The organism is Paenibacillus sp. GCM10027628, from assembly GCF_042676385.1.
In the GTDB taxonomy this organism is placed as follows: Bacteria; Bacillota; Bacilli; order Paenibacillales; family NBRC-103111; genus Paenibacillus_E.
The window spans coordinates 67976-91981 of sequence record NZ_JBHTHA010000052.1; the positions used below are offsets into that span (position 1 = coordinate 67976).

24 protein-coding genes are annotated in these 24006 nt (G+C 47.7%); 8 read left to right on the plus strand and 16 right to left on the minus strand.

Annotated elements, in window-relative coordinates; translation table 11 throughout:
- Positions 1 to 9: 9 nt before the first annotated feature.
- From ytvI to ACFQZT_RS31665, 3 genes are all read left to right on the plus strand, one after another.
- Positions 10 to 1122 carry a sporulation integral membrane protein YtvI gene (gene ytvI, locus ACFQZT_RS31655; protein WP_379306841.1) on the plus strand — a complete coding sequence of 371 codons (1113 nt, stop codon included), beginning with the start codon at positions 10 to 12 and terminating at the stop codon, positions 1120 to 1122.
- A 180-nt stretch (positions 1123 to 1302) separates the two neighbouring features.
- Entirely contained in the window at positions 1303 to 1482 is a 180-nt protein-coding gene (locus ACFQZT_RS31660; RefSeq protein WP_379306843.1) for a hypothetical protein, read from the plus strand.
- A 276-nt stretch (positions 1483 to 1758) separates the two neighbouring features.
- The gene (locus ACFQZT_RS31665) at positions 1759 to 1950 is read left to right on the plus strand and encodes a DUF2524 domain-containing protein (protein WP_379306845.1); all 192 of its coding nucleotides are present in this window, start codon (positions 1759 to 1761) and stop codon (positions 1948 to 1950) included.
- Positions 1951 to 2005: 55 nt separating this feature from the next.
- Here the strand turns inward: ACFQZT_RS31665 and ACFQZT_RS31670 are convergent, their stop codons facing one another.
- The 11 genes from ACFQZT_RS31670 to ACFQZT_RS31720 form a co-directional block, all read right to left on the minus strand.
- Positions 2006 to 3742, minus strand: coding sequence for a DHA2 family efflux MFS transporter permease subunit (locus tag ACFQZT_RS31670; RefSeq protein WP_379306847.1), 1737 nt, complete (start codon positions 3740 to 3742; stop codon positions 2006 to 2008).
- 12 nt (positions 3743 to 3754) lie between these two features.
- Positions 3755 to 4378 carry an efflux RND transporter periplasmic adaptor subunit gene (locus tag ACFQZT_RS31675; RefSeq protein WP_379306849.1) on the minus strand — a complete coding sequence of 208 codons (624 nt, stop codon included), beginning with the start codon at positions 4376 to 4378 and terminating at the stop codon, positions 3755 to 3757.
- A gap of 101 nt (positions 4379 to 4479) precedes the next feature.
- On the minus strand, positions 4480 to 5157 hold the full coding sequence (locus ACFQZT_RS31680) for a SanA/YdcF family protein (RefSeq protein WP_379306851.1): 678 nt from the start codon (positions 5155 to 5157) through the stop codon (positions 4480 to 4482).
- Positions 5158 to 5205: 48 nt separating this feature from the next.
- Positions 5206 to 5418, minus strand: a complete 213-nt coding sequence (locus ACFQZT_RS31685) for a hypothetical protein (RefSeq protein ID WP_379306853.1) — start codon at positions 5416 to 5418, stop codon at positions 5206 to 5208.
- Between the two features lie 104 nt (positions 5419 to 5522).
- Positions 5523 to 6398, minus strand: coding sequence for a M14 family metallopeptidase (locus ACFQZT_RS31690; RefSeq protein ID WP_379306855.1), 876 nt, complete (start codon positions 6396 to 6398; stop codon positions 5523 to 5525).
- 161 nt (positions 6399 to 6559) lie between these two features.
- Positions 6560 to 7369, minus strand: a complete 810-nt coding sequence (racE, locus tag ACFQZT_RS31695; RefSeq protein ID WP_379306857.1) for a glutamate racemase — start codon at positions 7367 to 7369, stop codon at positions 6560 to 6562.
- A gap of 111 nt (positions 7370 to 7480) precedes the next feature.
- Complete coding sequence (locus tag ACFQZT_RS31700) at positions 7481 to 8482, minus strand: polysaccharide deacetylase family protein (protein ID WP_379306859.1); 1002 nt, start codon at positions 8480 to 8482, stop codon at positions 7481 to 7483.
- A 76-nt stretch (positions 8483 to 8558) separates the two neighbouring features.
- Complete coding sequence (locus tag ACFQZT_RS31705; protein WP_379306861.1) at positions 8559 to 8978, minus strand: disulfide oxidoreductase; 420 nt, start codon at positions 8976 to 8978, stop codon at positions 8559 to 8561.
- 337 nt (positions 8979 to 9315) lie between these two features.
- Positions 9316 to 11382, minus strand: a complete 2067-nt coding sequence (locus ACFQZT_RS31710) for a methyl-accepting chemotaxis protein (RefSeq protein WP_379306863.1) — start codon at positions 11380 to 11382, stop codon at positions 9316 to 9318.
- Positions 11383 to 11847: 465 nt separating this feature from the next.
- A complete protein-coding gene (locus tag ACFQZT_RS31715) occupies positions 11848 to 13026 on the minus strand; it encodes a glucose 1-dehydrogenase (RefSeq protein WP_379306865.1) in 1179 nt (392 codons plus the stop codon).
- Positions 13026 to 15062 carry a glycoside hydrolase family 15 protein gene (locus ACFQZT_RS31720; protein WP_379306867.1) on the minus strand — a complete coding sequence of 679 codons (2037 nt, stop codon included), beginning with the start codon at positions 15060 to 15062 and terminating at the stop codon, positions 13026 to 13028. The genes ACFQZT_RS31715 and ACFQZT_RS31720 overlap by 1 nt, the downstream gene beginning before the upstream one ends.
- Before the next feature lie 174 nt (positions 15063 to 15236).
- On the opposite strand from ACFQZT_RS31720, the gene ACFQZT_RS31725 reads away from it, so the two are divergent.
- The 3 genes from ACFQZT_RS31725 (at position 15237) to ACFQZT_RS31735 (ending at position 19054) form a co-directional block, all read left to right on the plus strand.
- Entirely contained in the window at positions 15237 to 15893 is a 657-nt protein-coding gene (locus ACFQZT_RS31725) for a helix-turn-helix domain-containing protein (RefSeq protein ID WP_379306869.1), read from the plus strand.
- A 109-nt stretch (positions 15894 to 16002) separates the two neighbouring features.
- A complete protein-coding gene (locus ACFQZT_RS31730) occupies positions 16003 to 17811 on the plus strand; it encodes an EAL domain-containing protein (protein ID WP_379306871.1) in 1809 nt (602 codons plus the stop codon).
- A 127-nt stretch (positions 17812 to 17938) separates the two neighbouring features.
- Positions 17939 to 19054, plus strand: a complete 1116-nt coding sequence (locus tag ACFQZT_RS31735; protein WP_379306873.1) for a phosphodiester glycosidase family protein — start codon at positions 17939 to 17941, stop codon at positions 19052 to 19054.
- A gap of 70 nt (positions 19055 to 19124) precedes the next feature.
- Here ACFQZT_RS31735 and ACFQZT_RS31740 read toward each other — a convergent pair whose 3' ends face one another.
- Both ACFQZT_RS31740 and ACFQZT_RS31745 read right to left on the minus strand, forming a co-directional pair.
- Positions 19125 to 19493, minus strand: coding sequence for a YtxH domain-containing protein (locus ACFQZT_RS31740; protein ID WP_379306875.1), 369 nt, complete (start codon positions 19491 to 19493; stop codon positions 19125 to 19127).
- Between the two features lie 36 nt (positions 19494 to 19529).
- The gene (locus ACFQZT_RS31745) at positions 19530 to 19976 is read right to left on the minus strand and encodes a DUF948 domain-containing protein (RefSeq protein WP_379306877.1); all 447 of its coding nucleotides are present in this window, start codon (positions 19974 to 19976) and stop codon (positions 19530 to 19532) included.
- A gap of 165 nt (positions 19977 to 20141) precedes the next feature.
- Here ACFQZT_RS31745 and ACFQZT_RS31750 point away from each other — a divergent pair, with 165 nt between their 5' ends.
- Positions 20142 to 20774 (plus strand): bifunctional 4-hydroxy-2-oxoglutarate aldolase/2-dehydro-3-deoxy-phosphogluconate aldolase, encoded by a 633-nt coding sequence (locus ACFQZT_RS31750; protein ID WP_379306879.1) that lies wholly within the window; start codon positions 20142 to 20144, stop codon positions 20772 to 20774.
- Between the two features lie 43 nt (positions 20775 to 20817).
- Here the strand turns inward: ACFQZT_RS31750 and ACFQZT_RS31755 are convergent, their stop codons facing one another.
- Positions 20818 to 21450, minus strand: coding sequence for a helix-turn-helix transcriptional regulator (locus tag ACFQZT_RS31755; RefSeq protein WP_379306881.1), 633 nt, complete (start codon positions 21448 to 21450; stop codon positions 20818 to 20820).
- An 84-nt stretch (positions 21451 to 21534) separates the two neighbouring features.
- Complete coding sequence (locus tag ACFQZT_RS31760; protein ID WP_379306883.1) at positions 21535 to 21966, minus strand: DUF86 domain-containing protein; 432 nt, start codon at positions 21964 to 21966, stop codon at positions 21535 to 21537.
- A gap of 269 nt (positions 21967 to 22235) precedes the next feature.
- Here ACFQZT_RS31760 and ACFQZT_RS31765 point away from each other — a divergent pair, with 269 nt between their 5' ends.
- A complete protein-coding gene (locus ACFQZT_RS31765) occupies positions 22236 to 23294 on the plus strand; it encodes an acyltransferase (RefSeq protein ID WP_379306885.1) in 1059 nt (352 codons plus the stop codon).
- 18 nt (positions 23295 to 23312) lie between these two features.
- Here ACFQZT_RS31765 and ACFQZT_RS31770 read toward each other — a convergent pair whose 3' ends face one another.
- Positions 23313 to 23978 (minus strand): tetratricopeptide repeat protein, encoded by a 666-nt coding sequence (locus ACFQZT_RS31770; RefSeq protein ID WP_379306887.1) that lies wholly within the window; start codon positions 23976 to 23978, stop codon positions 23313 to 23315.
- Positions 23979 to 24006 lie beyond the last annotated feature (28 nt).

Here is a 24006-nt window from a genome sequence, read left to right on the forward strand (position 1 = left end):
GGTATGTAAGTGATTTCTTTTTACAAGAAATACTGGAGAACGGCCTTTGATATCGGGCTTATCGTACTCACAGTCTACTTATTCATGCTGTTATTCAGCTACCTGTACCGCATTGCGACGCCTATCTTCCTGGCTCTGATCATCTACTTGATGATCGAGCCTCTGGCTCGTTTTTTGCACCGCAAAGGCATGCGCAAATCGATTGCCTCAGCGATTTCAACGCTGCTCTTTGTATTAATCATTTTTGGCGCGCTCACGGGCGCCGCGGTTATTTTCACTAGCCAGATCATGAGCCTTGTCAACAAAGTCGATGATTACCAAGCCGTTTTTCAGAATCAGATTGTACATAGAATTAGTGAATTGAATGCGCAATTTCAAACGCTGCCGCAGGATGTTATCGACAAAATCAAGGAATATGCAGGTAATTTTGCCGCGAGTGCTTCGAAATTTATCGGCAGGTTCTTATCGGGGATGGTAAACTCGCTCACGTCATTCTCCACCTTCATGTTCAATTTCATCGTAGGCATCATTCTTGCCTACTTCCTCAGTATTGAGATTGAATCTTGGAAGAAGCTTGCCCATGACAAGACGCCGAATACGTTTAAAAAAGCGTATTATTTTCTAAAAGAAAATGTTGTCAAGGGTATCGTCTCGTACATAAAAGCGCAATTGAAGCTGATCTCGCTTACTTTCGCGGTTATCTTCATCGCGCTGCTCGTTCTTGGCGTGAATAACGCCTTCTCCATCTCCCTGCTGTCGGCTATCTTCGATGTTCTGCCGCTGCTTGGCGTTTCGACACTTTTCATTCCGTGGATTATCTATCTGTTCATTGTCGGCGATACAACTTTAGCCATTTGGCTGAGCGCTGTGCTGCTTGTCGTCATCCTTGTCAGACAGATCATGGAACCCAAAATTACGGGCGAATCGCTTGGGGTATCAGCATTTACGACACTAGCCTTTATGATTTTATCGCTTTCTTTATTCGGCGTTGCCGGCGTGATTCTCTCTCCTGTTCTCATCATTTTGATCAAGGCGCTTTACGATCAAGGCTACTTGCAGCGTTGGATTCGCAAGCCTGAAGATGAGTACACAGAAGGCAGCGCCCCTTATACCGGTCCATAAAATCTCCCTTTATTCTCTAAAAAAGCCCTCAAAATCCTTTCGGATTTAGGGGGCTTTTGTCATTGGATTTCCCTTGAATTGGGTCTTTCCTCCCCTTGCAATAGCTAACATGATGTGTTATATTAAAAGTGCGTCAAATTAAGGTTTTCACTTCAAAAAGTTGACATAGGAGTGATGAAAATGAGCAACAACAACGTCCAAATCCCGCAAGGAGAAGAAATTATCCGTGTAGAAATGACTGTTAAGGAAGCGCTTGCATTGACAGGCACTAAATTCAATCAAAACCACAAGCTAGAGACAGACGCTATCAAAAAATTGAAGCGTTCGTTGGCAGACAAATTGCTAACGCCTAACCACTAACCGCTTTACACATACACTGTAGTTACCTGCCCGGTGAAACGATCAAGGAATCGTTAGCTGGGCTTTTTCGTTTGGGTTCGTATCAATTTAGCTGATTTGCTCATAATAAATGGGCATTGCTTAAATCCATACAGTAAAGGAGTGAACAACATGACAGACAATAAGCAGCAAGGTCACGCAAGCCAGAATTCGACTACGCGCACTTCTGATAAAAGCAGTCAGAAAGGCAAGAAATAAGACTTCGCTACCAGAGTTCAGAAGTCTAGGAGGAACAATATGATCGACAATTTGGAAAGCAATTACGACTGTGCGAATGCGGGAAACGATCTGCACAGCTTAAAGGAAGAGCTTCAGCAGCTTCAGGTTCAAGACGCCTCTTCCCAAGAAGCTAAAGAGCATTTGAATCGGATTGAAAACCAGATTCGGTTCATTGAAAATAAGTGCTCCTTCCACCACAGCCATAAATAACGCCAAACAAACAGTCCATGCACCGTAAATCGGATGCATGGACTGTTTGTTTGGGTTAGGAAGGTTGCTTTACTCTTCGAATGAAGAAAGAAAGCACAAGGGCAACCCCTGTAATGCCTGTCGCAATAAGAAAAGCGTCATTGATTCCGTTAATCGTGGACTCCTTCATAGCGGATGCATAAATCAAAGTGGATATCAGCTTGTTCCCCGCCGCAACAGGAATATGAGCCATCGCGGCAAGACCTTGTCCCAGCCGAGACAGCTCTCCTACGATTACAGGATTCGTAGAGGTAAACGTGTTGCCGAAGTTCCCCATATGGAAGTCGGCTCTGCTGCTCATCACGGTAACGAGCAGCGCGGTGCCCAAGGACCCCGCAACTTGCCGTAGGGTGTTGGACATCGCCGTGCCATGGCTATGAAGGTGCCGCGGCAGCTGATTCATGCCCTCCGTCATAATCGTCATCATCATGAACGACATGCCGAACATGCGCAGACAATAAAGGACCAGAATGTGGCTATAGGTCGTATCCGACGTTAATCGGCTGAACTCCCAGGTCGTGGCCGTCGTGATGATCAACCCGACAACTGCAAGCCAGCGTACGCCGATCCGGTCAAAAATCATGCCGGCGATCGGCTGCATGACCCCCATGAGTATCGCCCCCGGCAACAGCAGCAAGCCTGAGGCGAGCGGTGTGAAACCGCGAATGTTTTGCAAATAAATCGGCAGTAGAATCATCGCTGCAAACATCGCCATGTTAATGATGGAGCTTACGATCGTCGTGAGCGTGAACACATTATACGTAAACACGCGTAAATCAATCATCGGCTCTTTGACCGATAGTTCCCGCCAAACAAACAAGATCAGGCTGATAATACCGATAGTCATGGTGCCCAGCACGCGCAAGCTTAACCAGCCGGCAGAGCCCGCTTCACTGAAGGCAAACAGCAATCCCCCGAAACCGACCGTTGAACATAGGAACCCCCAGAAGTCAAACCGAACTTTCGACATCTTCGTCACATTCCCCATCAAGAAGAAAGCAAGCAGGATATCAATGATCCCGATTGGCAAGACAAGATAGAATAACAAGCGCCACGTGTAGGTTTGTACCAGCCAGCCGGATAGCGTCGGACCGATTGCCGGGGCGAATATCATCGCAATCCCCATCATCCCCATCGCGCTTCCTCTTTTTTCCGGCGGAAATACGGTAAGAAATACCGTCATCATAAGCGGCATGATGATGCCAGCCCCCGATGCCTGTACAACCCTGCCGGTCATGAGAATGGCGAAGTTGGGGGCAACCGCACATATAAGCGCCCCAGCCGTAAACAAGATCATGGCCATCAGAAACATGAAGCGCGATCCATATCTTTCGATTAGAAAGGCCGTAATCGGAATCATAACGCCATTTACCAGCATATACCCGGTCGTCAGCCATTGAACGACATTCGCGGTGACGTTAAAGTCGGTCATGATATGCGGGATCGCCACATTGATCAGCGTTTGATTTAAAATGGAGACGAACGCACCGAGCATGAGCACGGTGAGCAGTTGCCCGACTTTGACTTCCGTGGTTCTCGAAGAAGGAGCTTCCGGTTCCGCCTTGTCCACCTGCTCATGATGGCCGTTCAGTTCCTCCGACATCTCCACGAGCGTGTGTGCCGGCTCCGGTAATGGTGAGTAACGCCCACTATGTAAGGCGTCGCGGCTTTTTTTTCTTTTCATGTACATCCAGTTCGCAGCAAGAAGAACGATCAAGCTGAATAAGACATACCCGATCACGTACAAGTTCATACGATCGCTCCCTTACTTATGGATGCGCACTGTGACGCTCATGCCTGGAATCAGCCCTAATCCGCGATTGCCTTCCAGCGAAATCGTGATCGGAACAACTTGCGTAACTTTCGTATAATTGCCGGTCGTATTCGTCGAGGGCATGAGCGAGAACGTTCCTGCTGTCGCCAGTCCAAGTTTCTCTACTCTGCCATTTAAAGTGGTACCAGGGTAAGTATCGAGATATACATCGACGGCCTGTCCAACCTTAACGTCATTCAGATCCGTCTCTTTGATATTCGCATTGACCCATAGCCGGTCTAAATCATAAATATAGGCTATCGGGATACCTGGCGAAGCGGTGGAATTGACAACCGCATTTTGTTGAACGATCGTCCCCCCTTTGGGGGCTGTGATATCGACCGTCCCCGTTGAAGTTAATACCGTACCAATCCGATCACCTTGCGCAACTTTTTTCCCAACGTCGCCGTTCCAATCTGTTAATTTCCCTCCCGTCGAGGCGGTAACGGTCACTTGTTCGCCAGTAATTTGAGCATTATTCGTAGACAAATAATTAATCGACCGATCGTAAAAATAGTACCCTAAAGCAGCTCCCCCAACGAGAACAATCAGGAGAACGACGTTTAGAATAATCATCCTTGCCGTTCCTTTCATGGATCCAACGCCCTTTCCGTGGTTTTCTTGCCAACAGAAATAATATCCCCCACAAAAATAAGGAATATGTGAGCGTTCGACTTCTACTGATCGCGGGTTAGGCGCCCATCGCCGGAAATCGGGATCTCGTCGCCAAGATAAGTCGGTTTCGGTTTGAAAACATGAACGAGCATAAAATCCTTGTTTCTGGCCGCGATTTCGCGAGCTGCGAACCTCGGCATCCCCCTGTAGGTTTGCAGGTCCGCTGCTACGCCGTAAGCTTCCAGGCCCATTTGTCTAGCTATGTACACAGCTCTTTTCAAATGATACTCCTGCGTAACAATAACCACTTTATGTACTTTGAAAATGTCACGGGCTCTGTACAAGCTCTCGTACGTGCTGAATCCGGCATGATCCAGAAAAAGATTTGCCGGCTCCACGTCATGTTTTTCCATAAACATGCGCATGGCATTGACCTCATCGTAATCCTTCTGCCCGTGGTCACCGCTGACAAGGACCTTGTCCGACGTTTGACTCCGATACAAGTCAAGTGCAACTTGAAGACGATCGTGCAGCATTGTGGATGGCGTGCCATCCGGCTGCACATAAGCGCCAAGCACAAGAATGGCATCCGCTCTGGGCGCCTGCTCAGCTGAGACCATATACTTTGCTCCGATACTTTCGACTCGCAAGTCAATGAAGCCGGCTCCAGCCGCTCCAATTACGCCGACAACAGCAAAGAGAAGGATACCTCTACGTATTCGGTGGTTGTGGCCCCACATTCATCTCACCTCTACGTATAAGACGGCAAATCCTTCTCTGATGTTCAATCAGTCGATGCGCTTTCTCGTAAGTATACACGGAACGCCTTTCCCTACGGCTCCCGGCTCCGACATCCTAGCTAAATATCGCAACCCTCTCGCGCATTGAGACTTGCATACTGCGCAAGTAGATGATTCAACAATTTTCATCGTGTAATGAATTCTGGATGAAACTATCTTTTTCTTAATTTTCTTGCCGCCGCCCTTGCCTTTAGTTGCCATACGCATACCTCCCAACAGTTTCCTGTCAACAGTATATGAGGCATGGGCGGAACGGTTCGTGCCGGGCAAGGCCTACTTCAGCCTACTTGTCTTTATATGACAGCCTAAAGCACCAGTCCCTCCAGCAATATAGGCACGACTTCTTCATATAGCAAAGGAAATGTTTCAGCGGGGAGCGGATTCACCCCAAAACCGACCTCGATCGTAAAACCGGGGCGCCTGAATTGTTGGATAAACCAATCTTTGTATCCCGCGTCGCTGTCCGTAAGCTTAACTGCTCTATAGCCGCTTACCAGTGCTAGCCTATCCGCGTATGGCTCGGATTCCGGAGGTTCATAACCGCGATAGTTCCAATAGATTTCTTGCCCTTGTGTATGCAGAGCCATGACCAGATCAAATGATAGTCTCTCTGTAAAATTCGCGATCGCAATGGCCTCCGGCTCCGTCAATGGCGCTTCACCGCCATAGTCGCGTTCACCCGGACCGAGCTGACCTCGCCTGGCGGCTTCTTCCTCCCAATGGGCGGGGAATTGATCGTTCAGGTCGACTCCGCGTATATTGGCCTTCCAATTATGGAAATCCGTCGAACCGCCGTTCCACCCCAGCAGGAGAGTGCCGTATGGGTGATCTGAGGTAACCCCTTGAAGGACAAGATCTACTCCGTCCGGATTCACCATGGGTACGAGCCATAATGTCGTTTCCGATAGGATCCGTCGAATGTTCATACCTCGCCAAGCTGTTCCTCTGGCGTAAGCGCACGAAAGATCTTCCAGAAACTGCATAAGCAGCGGCGTTGTAATCCATTCGTTCGCGTGAAAGGATGCGTTATAATGAATTCGCCTGGCTCCATGCCCGATACCAATGGCGGGAATGCTTTTGCCCATTACGCTATATCCGATCCCTTCGATTCGGAGGAATGGATAGATTCTGCTTAATCGCGTCAGTTCATTGCATAAAGTCCAATAACCATACCCTAGCACACCATCACCCCGCAGCTTGATGACTTGTCGTCAGGCTATGAATATGCCGGCATGCTTAAAATCATTCAACAGCAACTTTCCCCCGTTTTGAATAAAAATGAGTCTCGTATCATTTCTGACAGCAAAAAGACCGAGTAAGCTCGGTCTGCAGAGTCGTGCTATTACATGAAGTTGGTCACTTGCCAGACCACAGGCGTGATGGAGATTTGTTCTTTCAGCCATGATTGGGCAATTTGTCTGAACAATTCCGGTTCTCCGCTGCAAAAAAATTGATGAATGGGCATCAAGCCTGAAGATGCCAGCATGCCGTGATGATATAGAATGGTGCTAATCTCCCGAGCTGTTTCATCGGCTGATGAGATTAAGCTCACACCCGGCCCCATGACCCGCGAGATCGAATGCATCAGGAATGGGTAATGCGTACAGCCCAAGATCAAGCAATCGATGGGTTTGCCGACAAGGGAGCGCAGCGATTGTTCCACGATGACATTGGCCTCTTCTGCGTCAAAAAGTCCTTTCTCTACGAAAGGGGCCAGCATCGGACAGGCTTCACTATAAACCTGGATGCCTGGGGCGATGGTTCTAAGCGCCTGCTCATACGCCATACTGCGGATCGTCCCGTCGGTGCCGATGACCCCGACAACACCGCTTCTCGTCGTTTTGATGGCGGCTCTAGCACCCGGTGAAATGACGCCGAGCACGGGGATCGATACGCGGTTGCGAATATCTTCTATAGCGACGGCCGTTGCGGTATTGCAGGCAATGACAATCATTTTCGGATTAAATTGAACTAAATAATCTACGATTTGGCGAGTGAAGCTGCACACTTCCTCCGCAGGCCGGGGTCCATATGGACTTCGGGCAGTGTCCCCGAAATAAATCACTTTTTCTTGCGGAAGCTGTCTCATTACTTCTTTTACTACAGTCAATCCTCCGACACCGGAGTCAAGTACGGCTATCGCTTGCTGCACACTCATACGCTTCCTTTGCCGTTTGATAAAATGCTGAACCTCATAGTTAGACTATGAATGTCCAAGCTCAAAGGTACCTGGGATCACGTATCAGATTTCGGGAGATTAGCCTTATTTGTTAGGCTGAAGTTCATTCACAAGCGCGAATTCATAGCCTTTCTTCTTGATCTCTTTACAGATGCGGTCAAGCGCCTCCATGTTCTCTTTAGAGCCTTGATGCATTAAGATAACGTTGCCTTCATGCAGATTGTTCATAATGTCATTGTATGGATCTTCGGCTCCGTTTTTCCTCGGTTCCCAGTCGCGCATGGCTGTTGACCAAAATACCGAAGTATAGCCCATGCTCGAAACAAGGCTTAAGTTGTGCATGTTATAGCTGCCGAACGGGAAGCGGAAATACTTTTCCACTTCTTTACCGGTCATTTGCCTGTACATGTCTTCAAAATCGGTAATTTCCTTCTTTATCTGTTCATCTGTCATCTTATTAAAGTCCTGATGCGTCATCGTATGGTTCGCAATAAAATGACCGTCGGCGAGAAGCCGCTTTAAATATTCAGGATTCTTCTTGATATTGTTGCCGGAAATGAAAAAATTCGCCTTAACGCCATTGTCTTTGAGCGATTTGAGCATTAAGTCCACCTCGATCAGCGGTCCTCCCGCGTCGATCGTAAGATAAACCTTTTTACCGCTGCCTACCCACACAGCCTTTTGATCCGCAGTGAAAGATTTGGTTTCCTTCGGGAAATCAGGTACTTGCCCTGTTTTCTTCTTCATGTAATACCAAGAAAATGGGGTACGGTCCCCTGTTCCCGGCTGCCATGCCGGTTTAGAAGATGCCGCAGACTTAGGAGGTACAGAAGCTGTAGGTACGTCAGATTCATGCGGTGTTGCGTTTGGTGTTGCGATTGGTGTTACGGTTGGTGTTGGTTTCGGTGAGGAAGTCGGTTTTGGCGTGGAGGTTATAGGGATACCGGTAGTGCGGGGCGCTTCGGTTGCGGCTGCACTCGATTCCTTTTCGGTTGGAGTCGTGATCAAGCTTTTATCTGCACATCCGCCGATCAATGTTGCGCTAAGTACGATCAGCAGAGCGGCGCTTTTGGATATAGGGGTCATGCTGGCACCTCGTTCCTTCTATGAGTACTCCGGTACTCATTTCGACAGTGCCAGACAAATTACCTGCCTATTTTTCTCATTTAGTAGCTCGATACGTCAAAAATTGAAGAAGCGTGATGAGGATAAATGCCGCTCCGGCGAGCATCGGAATGGTAATAAAACCAAACCAGTTCAAGTAATCCACATCGCAAGGAACGGGGCCGCAAGCGGTTGCGTCTTCATGGAAGACGCCGGACTGCAGCAGCACATGATAGACGGAAATACAAGCTCCCCATATCGTCAAAGGAAGCACATAAATCGTGAGTTTATAATCTCTGCGGACGGATGCTATGCCTAATAAAATGACTAACGGATACATCAATATACGTTGATACCAACATAATTTACAAGGTAAAAAATGCATAATCTCTGAGAAATAAAGACTTCCTAACGTCGCAATCAACGCAATGAACCATGAAATGTGCATACCATTATCTTTCAACCATTTGTTAGACATTAGTTGCTGTCCTCCCTTTCCCCATATTATAGAAAAATATAAAAAAGAAGTCTAACAAAAAAACGATGGTTTCCATCGTTGCAGGGGTAGGATCATCAGCGTAGCGTAGCCGCAACGATGTTTTACATCGCTGTGCGGGGGAGTTCCCGCGCGACAGCGTATTAAGGCGATCTGCAACGATGGTTTCCATCGTTGCAGGAGTAGGATCAACATCGTAGCGTTGCCGCAACGATGTTTTACATCGCTGTGCGGGGGAGTTCCCGCGCGACAGCGAAAGATCAAAAGACTCTACCCAGTCATCTATGATGACTTTCGGGACAACCTCTTCATCATTTTCCTAGCTCACTTTAAACTGCGCAGCGGTTTGTCCAAGCTCTTGGGTTAAGTTATCGATGCTTTCCACCATGCCGGCAAGTTTTTGTACCATCGCAGATTGCTCTTGCACCGTTGCCGTTACCTCTTGTACGGAAGCAGATACTTCTTCACCTGAAGCGGACAAGCTTTGGGCCGATCCAAGGACATCATCTTTATCTCTCTCCATTTGGCCAACTTCATCGGCCATGGACTTAATTTGATCGGTGATGTCCGTAACATTGTCCAGGATCTCTTTGAAGCTCAACTGCGTTTTACCGACGAGCTCATCCTGTTGGACGGCAATCGTCTGAATTTCACCTACGCTTTTATTATTTTCATCCACATGTTCAAGCGTTTGCTGAATGATTGCGTTAATATCACTCGACTGTTTCGAAGACTGCTCGGCCAATTTGCGAATTTCACCGGCAACGACGGCAAACCCTTTCCCGTGCTCGCCTGCTCTTGCAGCCTCAATTGAAGCGTTTAACGCCAGCAGGTTGGTCTGTTTGGCTATATCGCCTATCGTACCGGTAATATTACGGATATGGTTAGAGCTTTCCGCGAGCAGTGCGGTAATTGACGAAATTTTTTGTACTTCCTGCTCATTTCTGTTGTTAATTGCAATCAGATTATCAATCACTTCTCTATTCGTATGGAATACCTCAATAATCGCCTCGGAACGCTCTTTAACGGATTGAGATCTGCTGCCGATAGCCGCGATTTTCTCTCCTAATCCATAAAATTTGCCAACGATATGTTCCGTCTCATGTGATTGCGACTCCATCGCTTTAGCGATTTCCATTGTTGTGACCGACGTTTCCCGAATGGATTGCGCGGTATGATTCGATGTTTCCTCCAGTTCATTCGTATTAACATTCAGTACCTCAATCGATTTATTCATATGAGCAATCAATTCTTTATTTTTCGCAGCCATGACGTTAAAACTATCGGCCAAATGCCTAAATTCGCTGGTGTACTTGCCTTCCGCACTGACGGTCAAATCTCCGGAAGACAATCGCTTAAACAAGTTTGTCAATCTAATGATTGGAGATGTGATAGATCGGGACAGGAGAAGACCGACCACGATAGCAATTAAGACTGCGACAACGGTAACGAGAATAATATTAGTCATTAATGTATGCAGCGGCCTCTGGATGTCACTGTAATCGTCTGCTACAAAAACCGTCCAATCCGAGGTCGGAATCTTGGAGTAGCGGATGTATGTATTTGTATTCTCAATATTGCCATGCGAAACTTCACCTGTCGCTTTTTGTTTCAGCACATCTGCATATATCCCGGATTCCAGCGGCTTTCCGATCATATCGGGAACCGAGGAATGGTAGAGTATAGTCCCACTGCGGCTGACCACAAAAATTCTGCCTTCCCCGTTAATTTGAATTCCTTTTAATTTGTCAACAAATAGAGAGGTATCCAGTGTACTGTTGAATACACCGATGACCGTACCGTCATCATCCTTAACGGGCTCAGCAAATACAACGATCAAGGAATTCGTACTCTTAGAAATAAGTGCATCACTCACGAAAGATTTGCCTTGAAGAGCTTCCTTGAAGTATTCGCGATCTGAGCGGTCGCCTTTGACCGAGTCCGGATTGCTGCCCGCGACGATCGTTCCCTTGGTATCAATAATCATCAAGGATTGAATCCCTTTTGTTCCTTGAACACTTTTCTGAAGTACTGCGTTGGCTTTTGCTAGCAGATCGTTTTTGGCCGAGAAAAAATCCTGTTCGGACAGTTTATTTTGAAGTCTGAGTTTTAATAAATCTTTGAGCGTGCTGTGAACGGATACTTGATAAGTGCTTTGAGCCTCCAATTGCACGATTGAAGAAAGGTTTTCTCCAATTCGGTCTGCGTTTGCATTCATCTGGTCTTTGCTTTTCATCATAAGCATGCCCGACCCAAACATATACGAGAATAGACTTGATCCCGCTAGTGCGAGTATGACCAAAAGGCTAATGAATACTGGCAATTTCACGCGCAGGGAGAGGTGAGAAAACGTCATACGGCTTTTCTTTTCTTTCGTTGTCTTCATGATGGCTCCTTCTTCTTTATCTGGTTGTGGGTTATATTCAAGTTTTAATATCGGTTTTTATGAATAAGAATTGAATATTGAAATTGTTGAATTATGCAGATATATGTCGAAATTTAATGGAATCATTGTTCCGTTATTGCCTATCTACAAAGAAAAACCATCAGGGTCTTCATTGAAGATCCCTTTTCATGTAAATCCATACGTTTGCGAATTTAGAAGGAAATTAGGTACGGCACTGTCCGCTTCAAATCAGTATCGATGGAAAACATCATTATGCGCTCGATCAGCGTCCCATAGGGTCGAACTCGCTAGAATGGCGAGCCACAAGTCCTCCCCTGAAACTTATACTTTCAATAAAATGCACAAAAAACGGACCAAATACAGGAACACATTGTTCCGTTATTGATCCGTTTTTTCATGATGCTCGCATTTTCGTTATAACGGAAATCTACGTTCCACGTTACGCTATACCGAAAAGCTATAGACAACTTCCTTCGTCTGTTTGACTAATTCGCCCCACTGGCCGGTTGGTACGAAATCCACGACCGCTTTGATCGGGATGCTTTTAAAATCCAGCTGCAGCAAGTCTTCCAGCTGCATCCGGTTGGTGACCAGGCGGGAAAGCCAGCCTGGCGACAACTTCTCCATCTGCTGCAAGCGGTAGATGGCGGTTTCGAAATCCTTGCGTGACGCGTTCACCGAACCGATCACGCACTTGTTCTCCAGGACCATGCTCTGATTGAGCATGTCCGATGCAATCTCCAGCTTCCGGTCAGCTGGAGTGACCCCCAGCAGCGCCAACACGCCGCCCGGCGCCAGCACAGCCATAGCCTCGAAGGCAAGCGGGCTGAAGCCCGTACATTCGAGGATCAGATCTATCGGCTTGCCGAGTCCATCGGCATAAGCCGTCAATGTCTGGCCGGAGCCTGCAGCGCCGGCCTGCTGATACACGGCTCCGCACGCCTGCACAAGCTGCGCTTGCAAGCCGTCTTGCGGAGACATCGACCACACATAAACGTCAAGCCCGAGGACGCGGCAGGTCATCGCCGCAAGCAACCCGAGCGGCCCCGAGCCCAGAATAAGCGCGGTCCTGGGCTCCCAGATCAGGCGCTGCTGCACGCGCTGCACCTGGTCCCAAACCTTCTCGACGATGCTTTGCGGCTCGACGAGCATGCCATGCTCCAGCAGGTCCGTCGGCACCTGCACCAAATACCGGGCTTCCTCCTTGTAATACTCGGAGAGGAAGCCATGCGCCCCCTTGATGCCCCGTTCCACGTATTTGCCGGTCTGACAGAAGTCGGCATGGCCATTGCGGCAGTTCACACAGCTTTGCTCTTTGCAGGGGCGCCTTACAATTGCGGTGACGAGATCCCCCGCTTGAAAGCCGCTGTCCGCCCCTGCTTCGGAGACGACGCCTAACGACTCGTGTCCTGTCGTCAAGTCGTCCTCCCCCTCCGGAGGTGTCCCGTATTTTTCCTGTAAAATCTCTCTATCGGTTCCATCCAATCCAACAGCCAGCACACGTACGAGCACTTCCTGCGGATGGCTTAGGACCGGCGTATCTACCGAATCCAATGCGATGGAAGGCGTCCCCTGCCGAAGCTGTTTAACCCGAATCGTCTTCATTGAGTGAGTACCTCCCATTAATGAATAGCCGGCTCGAGCACCTTGGCTTCGCTTGCATCGTTCGGCTGTTTGGTGCCTTTCGAGGTTAGCTGCTTTAGCTTGGACAAATATTCCTGCGTCACCTTGATAAACGATGCATGCGACCATGTGAGCGGCGATACCGACATCGGCGCCCCCGTGAACGGATGCACCTGCTCGGCCATGACACCTGATGGCAGGGCATGCTTGATCGCCCAGCGCATCAGATTTTCCGCTTCGATCAAATCATTCACCGTCTTGGCCGATGCCACCAACCACTCCGCGTACCAGAGCGTACAAATAAACCATGGATTACCGGGAACTTGAGCCACATCTTTCGTAACCTGGTGATAGTAGTCGTTCTCGTAGCGGGCAATGCCTCCGATTTCGGTATTCACCCATAATTTTTCTTTTAATGATTTCATGGTGTTCACGATTCGCTGATCTTCAAGCTCAAATAATCCAAAATCGAATAAGGCGTACATGCTCATATCCAACGTGTAGTCGGGCACGTAAGCTTGCGTCTCATGATTCCAAAACAATGCTCGTAAAAAACGCTTCTGATCTTCCGCATATAATTGCTGCTCCGCTGCTTTCTTGACGAGCCCGGCCGTATCAGCGTAATAAATCGCTCGTGCTTTATCCTGATGATATTCTGCGAACCGGGCCGCCGCGACTAATCCGGCATACACACTCGACACGGTGAACGCCAGTACTCCGTAACGCTCTTCCCATAGATCATAGGATGGCAGCGGCAATCCCGATGCATCACGGTAATGAACAAGAAAATCCGCAGCGGGTTTGACGAATTGTTCATAATCGTTTCTGGATTGCTCCATCGTGTTCGCAAGCTTATGGTGATGCCACATCGCATAAAGAACGAGTGCCGTCTCATCCTCCTGAATGGCTAGTTGCTTCGCTCCCTGCGCATTCACCCAGGGATGCCAGCTGGAGCCTACGGATCCGTCCGGATTGTACTTATGCATCAAATAGCCTTCCGGCGTCAATGTCTTGATACAAAAATCGAAAAATTTACGGGCCAGTTCATGATAGCCCGCTCGATCCAATGCATGAGATACCAATGCGCCGTCACGCGGCCACATATAGGAGTAGGAGTCTTTGGCGAATTTTAAAATATCCGAGTCGTTGGCGGCTACAATGGCTCCCCGATTGTCCAGATTTGTTCTTGTGATGAGCAAACTTCTCTTGTAAAATGAGTCCAAATCCGGTTTCAGCAGCGATAGCTGATGTTGGTCGCGATTCACCCATTTCACCCAATGATCGTGGGTGCGCTGCAGCAAAACTTGCGGAGTCGCAGTGCGGAGCAAACGCTCCAATCGTTCCACTTCCTGCTTACTCTTGCCAAAACATATCCAAAACCACGCTTCCTTCGCGCCCTTAGGCGGCAGCGTCATTGTCAGTTCGATAATGCCGTCGACTGAACCCTGTGCGATGGGATTGCCGCCAAGGTGACCGTCTTCCGCGTCGCGCCATGTCCCCTCCAGGCCGTGAATCCCCTTTTGACCCGTCGCATATCCGCTAGGCCCCGCCTTCATCTCGTCAGGCGATAAGCACGATAATGTCATATAACGGTGTCCTTTATAAAACACAAGCGAACTCAGCTCAGGATCGAAGAAAATCGTATCGCCGATCCCATTCCCATAAATTTGCAAATCCAGATGAAAATACAGTTTAACCGTCCGCTCAGCTTCAAACAAATTTTCCACTTTCGCCTTACGCAAAAAAACATTTTGCTGAACGTCCACACCATCCCTTAGCACCATCCGAAGACCGAGCCGTTCGTGCGTGCATTCTGCATTCGTGACAAGAGAATCCTGCAAATAGTTAAGCTTTTTGGAGACCTCCTGATGATCAATCCAGAAAAATTCTTCCTGACACCAAACGCCAAAATGCGAAAGATGATCGCTGGATTGATTCTCCTGCCCTACCAAAGGGAAGTACATGTCACGAATATTATAAGCAGCATCAAAGTTGATGAGCACATTCCCATTTCCTATGGGCAAATCTCTGGCCATATCATCAGCCCCTTTCCAAGGATGTTGCGATTAATTTTCCATGTGCAGAGCTTAAATATGCATCTGTTGTTACTTCACTGGAAGTAGTGGTAATTGGCACCAATCAAAGCCTCATGCATTTTCATTTCCAAGGAATTCGTTTACAATATGAGTCAAATGGAGGGATTCGTCACTATGCAGCAATTAGAAGGATTCGGTAAATTTTTGGAAAGCTTACGCGGCAAGATGTCCTTACGTGAAGCAGCCCATAAAAGCGGACTTTCACATGCTTACATTCGCGATCTTGAGCTGGAGCGGAACCGTTCGACCAACGAAAAAATCAAACCATCGCCTGTTACGCTGAAAAAGCTGTCGGATGCATACAATTTTTCCTACACCGAACTGATGGAAAAAGCTGGTTATCTGGAAAAAGAGGACAAATCTGAGAAGGAAGTCGAAATACCTTTTCAGGATGTTCTTTATATCGAAGTCAGTATGCGTGAGATCACCTACCATACGCATTTGAGCAAATTAAGCAGAAGCGTGAATTCCTTGATCGATTTCAGCGGTTTTCTCGACAAACTGGAAGAGCAAGGGTTTAAGAAGATGGATACGGATTTATTCGTAAACCTTCATCATGTGCAGAAATATGCCGAAAAAGAAGGTAAGCTTTATTTTGACCCCTTGGGGATCGGCAAGCATGTCGTCATCGCTGCCATACGGCAAAAAAAATATCATGAGCTTATTACACGCAGCGTAGCACGCAATACCGGTAAGAGCCTTGATTATCAATTCGAACGGGGTACTGGCGTCGAATCATTGTTTCCTTCACTAAAACGACCGATTTCATAGTGAAAAATCTGTAAATTCGTCATTTTTCGACACCATTCGCTTGATTGGTAAACAAAGGTATAATAAAATGTTAAAATATGTTTATCTATCGACTTATGGAGCTGATCGAATGTCACAGAAAATACCCGTTACCCGCGATGGAAAAAAAGGATCCGATTCGTTGCTTATCGATGCCAATAAAGTCGTTAAGATCGATAAGATCGGTCATCGGGATTACCTGATCCATACGAAGGACAACCAGTATTATCTGGACTTTTCGCTGGGTAGTATCGAAGAATGGCTCTATGAAGACGGCTTTCGCCTTGTGGACAGCAGCAATATTGTCAATATGAATCTAGTGAAAGCGTACGATGCGCGCAAAGGCACCCTCTACTTGGGAGACCCTGACGCCAAGAAAACGAAAACAGCATCAGCTGCACATATTCATAAGGAACACATTACGAATCTGATCTCGATGCTTCAGACTTCAACGAGCTGGGCGGCCAATGGTGAGCATCGACAAGCGGATATTCAACCTCCTGCCTTCGTGATGAATGAAGATAATCAGTTCTCCAGATCGTATGCCACCATCCGTGCGATGCACGCCAAACGGCAAGCGGAAGAACAGTTGGTTCATATGGCTTACCATGATTCTCTAACTAATTTGCCGAATCGGTTAAAATTCCAAGAAACACTTCAGACGGCGATCACCGAGGCTCATGCCTCAGGTACGATGCTTGCTGTTTTGTTCGTCGATTTAGATCGCTTTAAAATTATTAACGATACACTAGGGCATCAAGCTGGTGATCTCTTGCAGCAGCACGTCGCCGCGCAGCTCTCCGAATTTGCGGGAGACTCTCATTTCGTTGCTAGATTCGGAGGCGATGAGTTCATCATCCTGATGACCGGCATCCGTCACACCGAAGAAGTGCTGGCCTTTGCCGGCGGCATTCCGAATTGCATGAAGGATGCGTATTATTTTGAACAGCAGGAGCTTTACATAACGGCTAGCGTCGGAGTGGCCATGTATCCCCGAGATGGTAACGATGACCAAACCCTGATTAAAAACGCCGATACGGCGATGTACAAAGCCAAAGAAAAAGGCGGCAACACCTTTGAGATGTATCACCCGGAAATGAATATGCGTTCTCTCTATCGCCTCAATATGGAAATAGAGCTGCGTAAAGCCGTGGAACGCGAACAGTTCATGGTTTATTATCAGCCGCTTGTCGAGCTGTCGACAGGTAAAATTTTCGGCATGGAATCTCTCGTCCGTTGGAAGCATCCGGAATGGGGCATGGTGTCCCCCGGTGAATTTATTCCCGTTGCTGAAGAAACAGGTTTAATCCTACAGCTTGGGAACTGGGTCTTGAAGCAGGCATGCGCGCAAAATGCGAAGTGGATTGCAATGGGACTTCCTCCTTTATGCGTCTCCGTCAATATCTCGGTGAAACAATTCATGCAGAGCGGCTTTGTTCAGCTGATAGAAGAGACGCTGCGGACTTCCGGGCTTCCGTCCAATTTGCTTTGCCTGGAAATTACAGAAAGTGTCGCGATGAACAATGTGACCTTTATTCAAGATACGCTGGACAAACTGAAGCGGCTTGGCGTGCAAATCTCGATTGACGACTTTGGAACGGGTTATTCTTCTCTCAGCTATCTCAAGCGGTTCCGTGTACATACACTCAAGATCGACCAGTCGTTCATTAGAGACGTGACCACGGATGAAGATAACGCAGCCATTGTAACGGCGCTCATCGCGATGTCGCAGCAATTGAAAATCAAGTCCCTGGCTGAAGGCGTTGAGACTTTGGAACAGCTTCAATTCCTGCGAGAACGCGGCTGCAATGAGATTCAGGGCTATATTTTCAGCACCCCGCTGCCGGCCGAACAGTTTGAGAACATGATAGCAGAAAATAAAGTCCTATACCCCAACTGACGAAAAAAGGAAAAAAAGTTTGTGATTGATGAAACTTTTACTTCCTTTTTTTCGTTTATTTATAAGGGATTGTTATGTCAATGCAATGAAAGAGATGAAATCCGGATAGGAATGGTTGTGAAAATTTATGGCTATGCAGCAAGCAGCTTCCCAGCTCCCTCCCCGGCAGACCAGTAAACCGAGGCGCAAAAAATCCGCCGGACTGGGTTTCATGCTGGTTATGGTTATTAGTTTTACAGTGTTATTCTTGGGCGCTTTAGGCTGGTTTTTTCTGACTTCATCGGGAACCAATTTAAGATTCATGATGGCAGATACGCTCATTACAACTCAGCATCGCGACTGGGCCAAATATTTGATTGGCTCTGATGAATTGCAAAAACGGGTAGAAGCTTATTGGAAAAAATTCGACGATATGGGAGTTGAAAAAGACAAAGGCCTTGTCGACGTCGGGCACAAAGCAACTGCGCAGACGGTCGTCAAAAAAGATCTTGTCACGGTCGAGCCTATTTCCGGAAGCAACTTCAAAGGCTACTTGGTTACGATCTCTGACCCGAAAAAGCTGAGAATTGCCGTACCTGAAAAAGCAGGCAAGGGTGAAAAGGTTTCTTCGATGGTGAAGCGGACGGGAGCCGTCCTTGGCGTCAATGGCGGCGGATTCATCGATCCGAATTGGGAAGGAAACGGCTTTCAGCCCGAAGGCATTGTCATCTCCGGAGGCAAGATTTTCTATAATGACAAAGGCATGAATGGCTCGGTCCAAGTAGTCGGCATCGATAAAGAAGGCCGGATGATCGCCGGCAAATACAAAGTATCCGAGCTCGTGGATATGGGTGTCCAGGAAGCGGTTTCCTTCAGCCCTCGCTTTATCGTGAACGGCGTAGGACAAATCAAGAGCCAAGCGGACGGCTGGGGTATCGCTCCGCGCACCAGCATGGCGCAGACGAAGGACGGTTCGATTCTCTTCTGTATCATCGACGGCAGGCAAAAACACAGCATCGGTGCAACGCTTTACGATGTGCAGCAAATCTTCCTCGAGCACGGTGCGGTTACCGCTGCCAATCTGGACGGCGGAGCTTCTACCGTTCTTGTTCATAACAACACGATTGTGAACAAACCGTCCAGTGAATACGGCGAACGCTATCTTCCGACTGCCTGGCTTGTTTTCGACCATCCGGAAACGGCTAAGATTAAGAACGTCTGGGAAGGCCTTGATATTCGCAAGATTGATCCCTCCAAGTGGTAACATACCAAAACGCACGAAGCTCATTGAAACGAGCTTCGTGCGTTTTTTTAATTGCCGTCGTATAGCATGATTAATTTCCGATGATGACCAAATCTTCGGCAGCCTCAGAAGATTCCTCAAGCTCTTGGGCCAGCTCATCGACTTTTCTGGACTCTTTCCAGGAACGGACGTTTTCTACGACATTTGCTGCCGTATCTTTCGCTTTGCCGACCAATTCCGAAGTTTGAGCGCTCACTGTTTTCGCGATTTCCTGTGTCTTTTGGCTGACCGTACTTGCAATCTGAACGGTTTTCTCACTTACGGCTTGCGCTTGATCCGCGATGTCGCTTCTTAATTCGCGACCTGATTTTGGAGCAAACAGAAGTGCAGTAGCCGCTCCAAGCACGCCTCCAACGACAGCTCCGATGAGAAGATCTTTACCTTTTTTTTGATTTGACATTCGAATCCACTCCTTTAGAATAATTGGTCAGACCCGCTAGGTGTCTGATTTGGCATTCCTGTGTGCCTGCCATTTGTGCCATAGTTCGATGCCGGTCGTTGCCCACTCGATAGCGTCCTGCAATCGTTTCTGGTGCGTATGTATAACCTTTTCCGCACCATGAATCGATTCGTTCATCACGCGCGAGGCTTTGCGAAGCGCAGAAGCGACATCCCCTATAGCTGCTCCTGCCTGATCGATCGACTGAAAGCATGCTTGCAGCGATTGCACTTGCGCGTGAACGTCTTCGGTAAGCATTCCGACCTGCTTAATCAACCGGTCCGTCTGCTCTGCAGTAATGACTACGCTCTGCTTTGCTTGGTCTGCTGCATCGCTTAACTTGCTCAGCATATGCTTGGCGGCAATCAAAGCCCGCACAGCGAAACCGACAAGTATGATAAAAGCGACAGCTGCACTGAGTGCGCTGATCTCCATCCATGTCATTGACCGGCACCTCCTAAGCTTTCCACATGGCCTCTTCTAGACGAATGCCTATGAATTACTACAGTATAGGCAGCTGCTTCTCGTTTTGACACAAAAATGGTGAAAAATTTGAGGGGACCTGTCATAATGTTAGATAAACTAATATAGGACATGTGGAGGATACTCATGAATCGCGAGCAAGGACTTAAAGAAATCGAACGTACACGCATTGTAGCGATCGTACGAGGGGTTAAAGAAGCCGATATTGCTTCAGTCGCTGACGCCTTGTTCCGGGGTGGCGTAACGGTTATGGAAGTGACGCTGAATACGCCCGGTGCATTAGGGATGATCCGTGAGCTGCAGAAAAAATTCGCCGATCGAATGTACATTGGCGCCGGAACGGTACTAGACCTGGCAGATGCGAAACAAGCCGTTCAAGCCGGTGCTTCCTTCCTCGTCACGCCGAATATGGACGAGGAAGTCATTCGCTGGGCGAAAACTGAGGAAATCCCCATTTTCCCGGGCGCTATGACACCGACAGAGATTGTTAAAGCCTGGAAAGCTGGAGCTACTGCGGTAAAAGTGTTCCCGAGCGCAAGTCTTGGCATCGCCTACATCAAAGAACTGATGGGCCCGCTTAACCACATTCCGATGATGGCAGTCGGAGGCGTAACTGAAGAAAACATTAAGCAATTTCTGAGCCTAGGCTGCTTCGGTTTAGGCATTGGCGGCTCTTTGATTAATTTAAAAGAAATCGAAGCTGGCCGGTTTGAATGGATCACGGACAAAGCCGCGCGATTGCTGGCCGCATCAATATAGTACAATACAAAAAGCCATCTTCCCCAAAACTTGAGGAAGATGGCTATTTATTTTGACGGATCATATACACGCACTTGCTTCCGCCTTTCGACAGACATTCTGTACGCTCCACATTTGCATCAAGGAGGTTCTGGAATAGCGAAAGCTCGCACTTACAGGCTTGTTGGAACAAATTGGCCACTTGCGTGATCGGACAATTATGTTCACTTAGCATGAACTCGCCATCACCTAGCTGGGACCATTGTACCATATAGCCATTCTCATTCTGAATGTGAGCCAGCTCAGCTACACGCTCTTCCAAACTTCCGGCTTTCATTCGCGCCTTATATCGAAGCTCCAATTTCTCTTGTCTGCGTTCGAACAAATGGTCGATTTTCTCTTGACCTTCGTCTTCCAGCAGCTCTCCTAACAGATCCACCGTCAGCTGCATATATTTCTTGGGAAATAATTCATCGGCTATAGGTGTCAAGGAATACACGCTTGTCGGTCTTCCCATTGCCTGTCTGACAATTTTCGCCTCTATCAAACTATCCTTCTCGAGCGAATTGATATGGCGCCTTACGGCCATTTCCGTAATTCCGAGCTGCTTCGACATATCATGGACACTTAGAGGCCCCTGAGTCTTGAGCATAGAAAGGATGACTTTGCGCGTGGATGTCTCAGGTTCATGATTCATAAGCTCACCTACCCTCGGAACTGCAATTTAGTCTCATTTTACAGCATCCGAAAGCATAAGTAAATTAATAAACAACTATGTATGTTATTCCATTTCCTTCTTGATAAAGGCTTTTACACTGGAAGCGAATTCTTCAAACGCTCCTGGAAGCTTAGGAATTAAAGGATGGAAATGTTCCCTATTCCAGTTCACATATTCCTGTACGAGAGGCTTTCTCAGCTTGACCAGTTCCAATAAAATCGATGTTAACGCCTCCGAATATGCGCCTTCACCCTGCACGATTTCGACAATATCCTCATAACTGCTCGCATCTCTTAAAATAAACGCATCAATTAACAAACTACCGACATCGGTTACCGTCTCAATTGCCAAATGAAGCACTCGTTCCTGAGCCATCTGCAAAATGAGATCGCCTTCGTCGGCACCCCATTGCTCTTCAAGTTTCTTACATGCCTCCGCCAGAACTTCTAAAAATTGAATTCGCTGATCAATTTGTTCGTGATTGATAAAATACATGCGCTATCTCCGTCCTCTTTTTCTCCATTTCGTCCATAACACCATGGCAAAGAAGGTCACGATGACCAAAAAAATCAACAAAACCGCCTGCATCACATACTCATAACTCATGTTGATTCACCCTTTTGATATACTCGTCATTCTTTCTCCTAATCAGTGTATCTCTCAGTCATGAGAGCGTCAAGCGCGCTCCAGACGCACGGAGACTCTATTGTTCTCTCATTTTATTCATGATAAAGTGGAAATGGTGAAAAAGGAGACTCGTATTCATGCAAATTCGACCCAAAATTCCTGAAATCGACTTCGTTAGAGCTATTGCGATAATAGCCGTTATTCTTATACATGGAACCTCCGCTGCAACCTTATTGCCTATGGGAACGGGGTCTCAGGCAATATTTTTCACGCTTAACCGCGCTTGCTTATTTACCGTTCCAGTATTCATCTGGATCAGCGGTGTTGTCTTATTTTATAACTACTACGACCGCTGGGATCCCCCTATGTCATTCTTATTTTGGACAAAACGGTTGCGGCGCATCTTGGTCCCCTATGTACTCTGGTCGATTTTTTATTACATTTATAACCAATATATGTATCATGGCAAGGCTAATTTTGACGCGATTTATATGCTCAAATTGCTCCTTTCGGGCAATGCCAGCTACCATCTCTATTACATGGTTATCATTGTACAGTTCTATATCTTATTTCCAATCATAATGACGGCAGTCCGTAAATTCCGGTTGCTCCGCCATGGATTAATTCCTATAGGCATCAGTATTCAAGCTGTCGCTTACACTGTGAATCATTGGGTGCATCCTATCCCTGAGTATGCTTCTTTTTTTGCAAGCTATTCGGCTCTCTTTGCTTTCGGAGCCTTTACCGGCATTCATTATGACAAAGTCAGTGCATGGACGGACAAGCATCGTGCTATGATTTGGGCGGCAATGTCCTTGGGAGGACTCGCATTTGTCGGTATGCTGCTACTCAACCAGTTCGGATTGGCCTCATTTGAAAATACGTGGTTTGAGCTGGCGCTGCTTGTGTACTGCATGGCTGCCGCGCTTTGCTTCGTCCAGTGGGGGCAGCGGGTGCATAAGAGTCACTCTCCACTCAGCACAATGATGTCCGGCCTAGGAGCAGCCTCCTTCGGCATCTACCTTGCGCATCCGGCGCTCTTAACGCTGTGGGATCGTTTAAAGCCTGCAAACGAGCATATCCTGCTCTTCGACCTGCACACCGCTTCCTCGATCCTCGTCGGCTTGCTGGGCTCGTGGCTGCTCGTGCTGCTTTATCGCAGCACACTGAAAAAAGGCAAAGGATCCGCCAAGTAAGCGGACCTTTGCCTTTTTTCATTTGAAGCGGGCTAACAGCGCCCAGCGTCGCTGCTGTCTTCGGCTGTATTTCGGTAAGCCGCGGTAAATATCCAGCGCTTCTCGGTAAGCGCGTCTCGCTTCTTCGCGTCGGCCCAGCCCTTGGTACAGTTGGCCGAGCCGGTAATAGGCTTCAACCGACGAAGAATGAACTTCGCGGAACCGTTCCATGTAGGCGACGGCTCTCTCAGGAGCAACGGATGCCAAAGCTTCTCCTAGGCGCAAATAGGGCTCGCCATATTTCACGCGAGGATTCAGCTCTAGCGCTTTCAGCATCAAACGTTCACCTTCCTCTAATTCGCCGAGCTTTAAACGGCAAAGTCCGAGCTCGTAATGAACGTCAGCCGAATCCTCCATCACGTTAAGCGATTGCTCCAGGTAGGGCAGCGCTTCGCTGTATTTTTTTCGTTCTAATAAAATTCGTGCAAGCTCAAGCTTGGACGAGGTGTTATGCGGATTGGCGTGCAGGTCTTGGCGCAATCGGGATGCTTTTCGACTGAGCTGAAAAGGCTTAAACAGGTTAGGTGTTAACCCTACGAATCTACGATCTAGCACATATAGAATCACGAGTAAAATAATAAGTGCAAGAAACGGATTGCCTGTTAAACGCCACAGTAATCCAAATGCAAGCAGTTTGGTAAGCATGTTGAATCCTCTCCTTAAGAAAAACTAT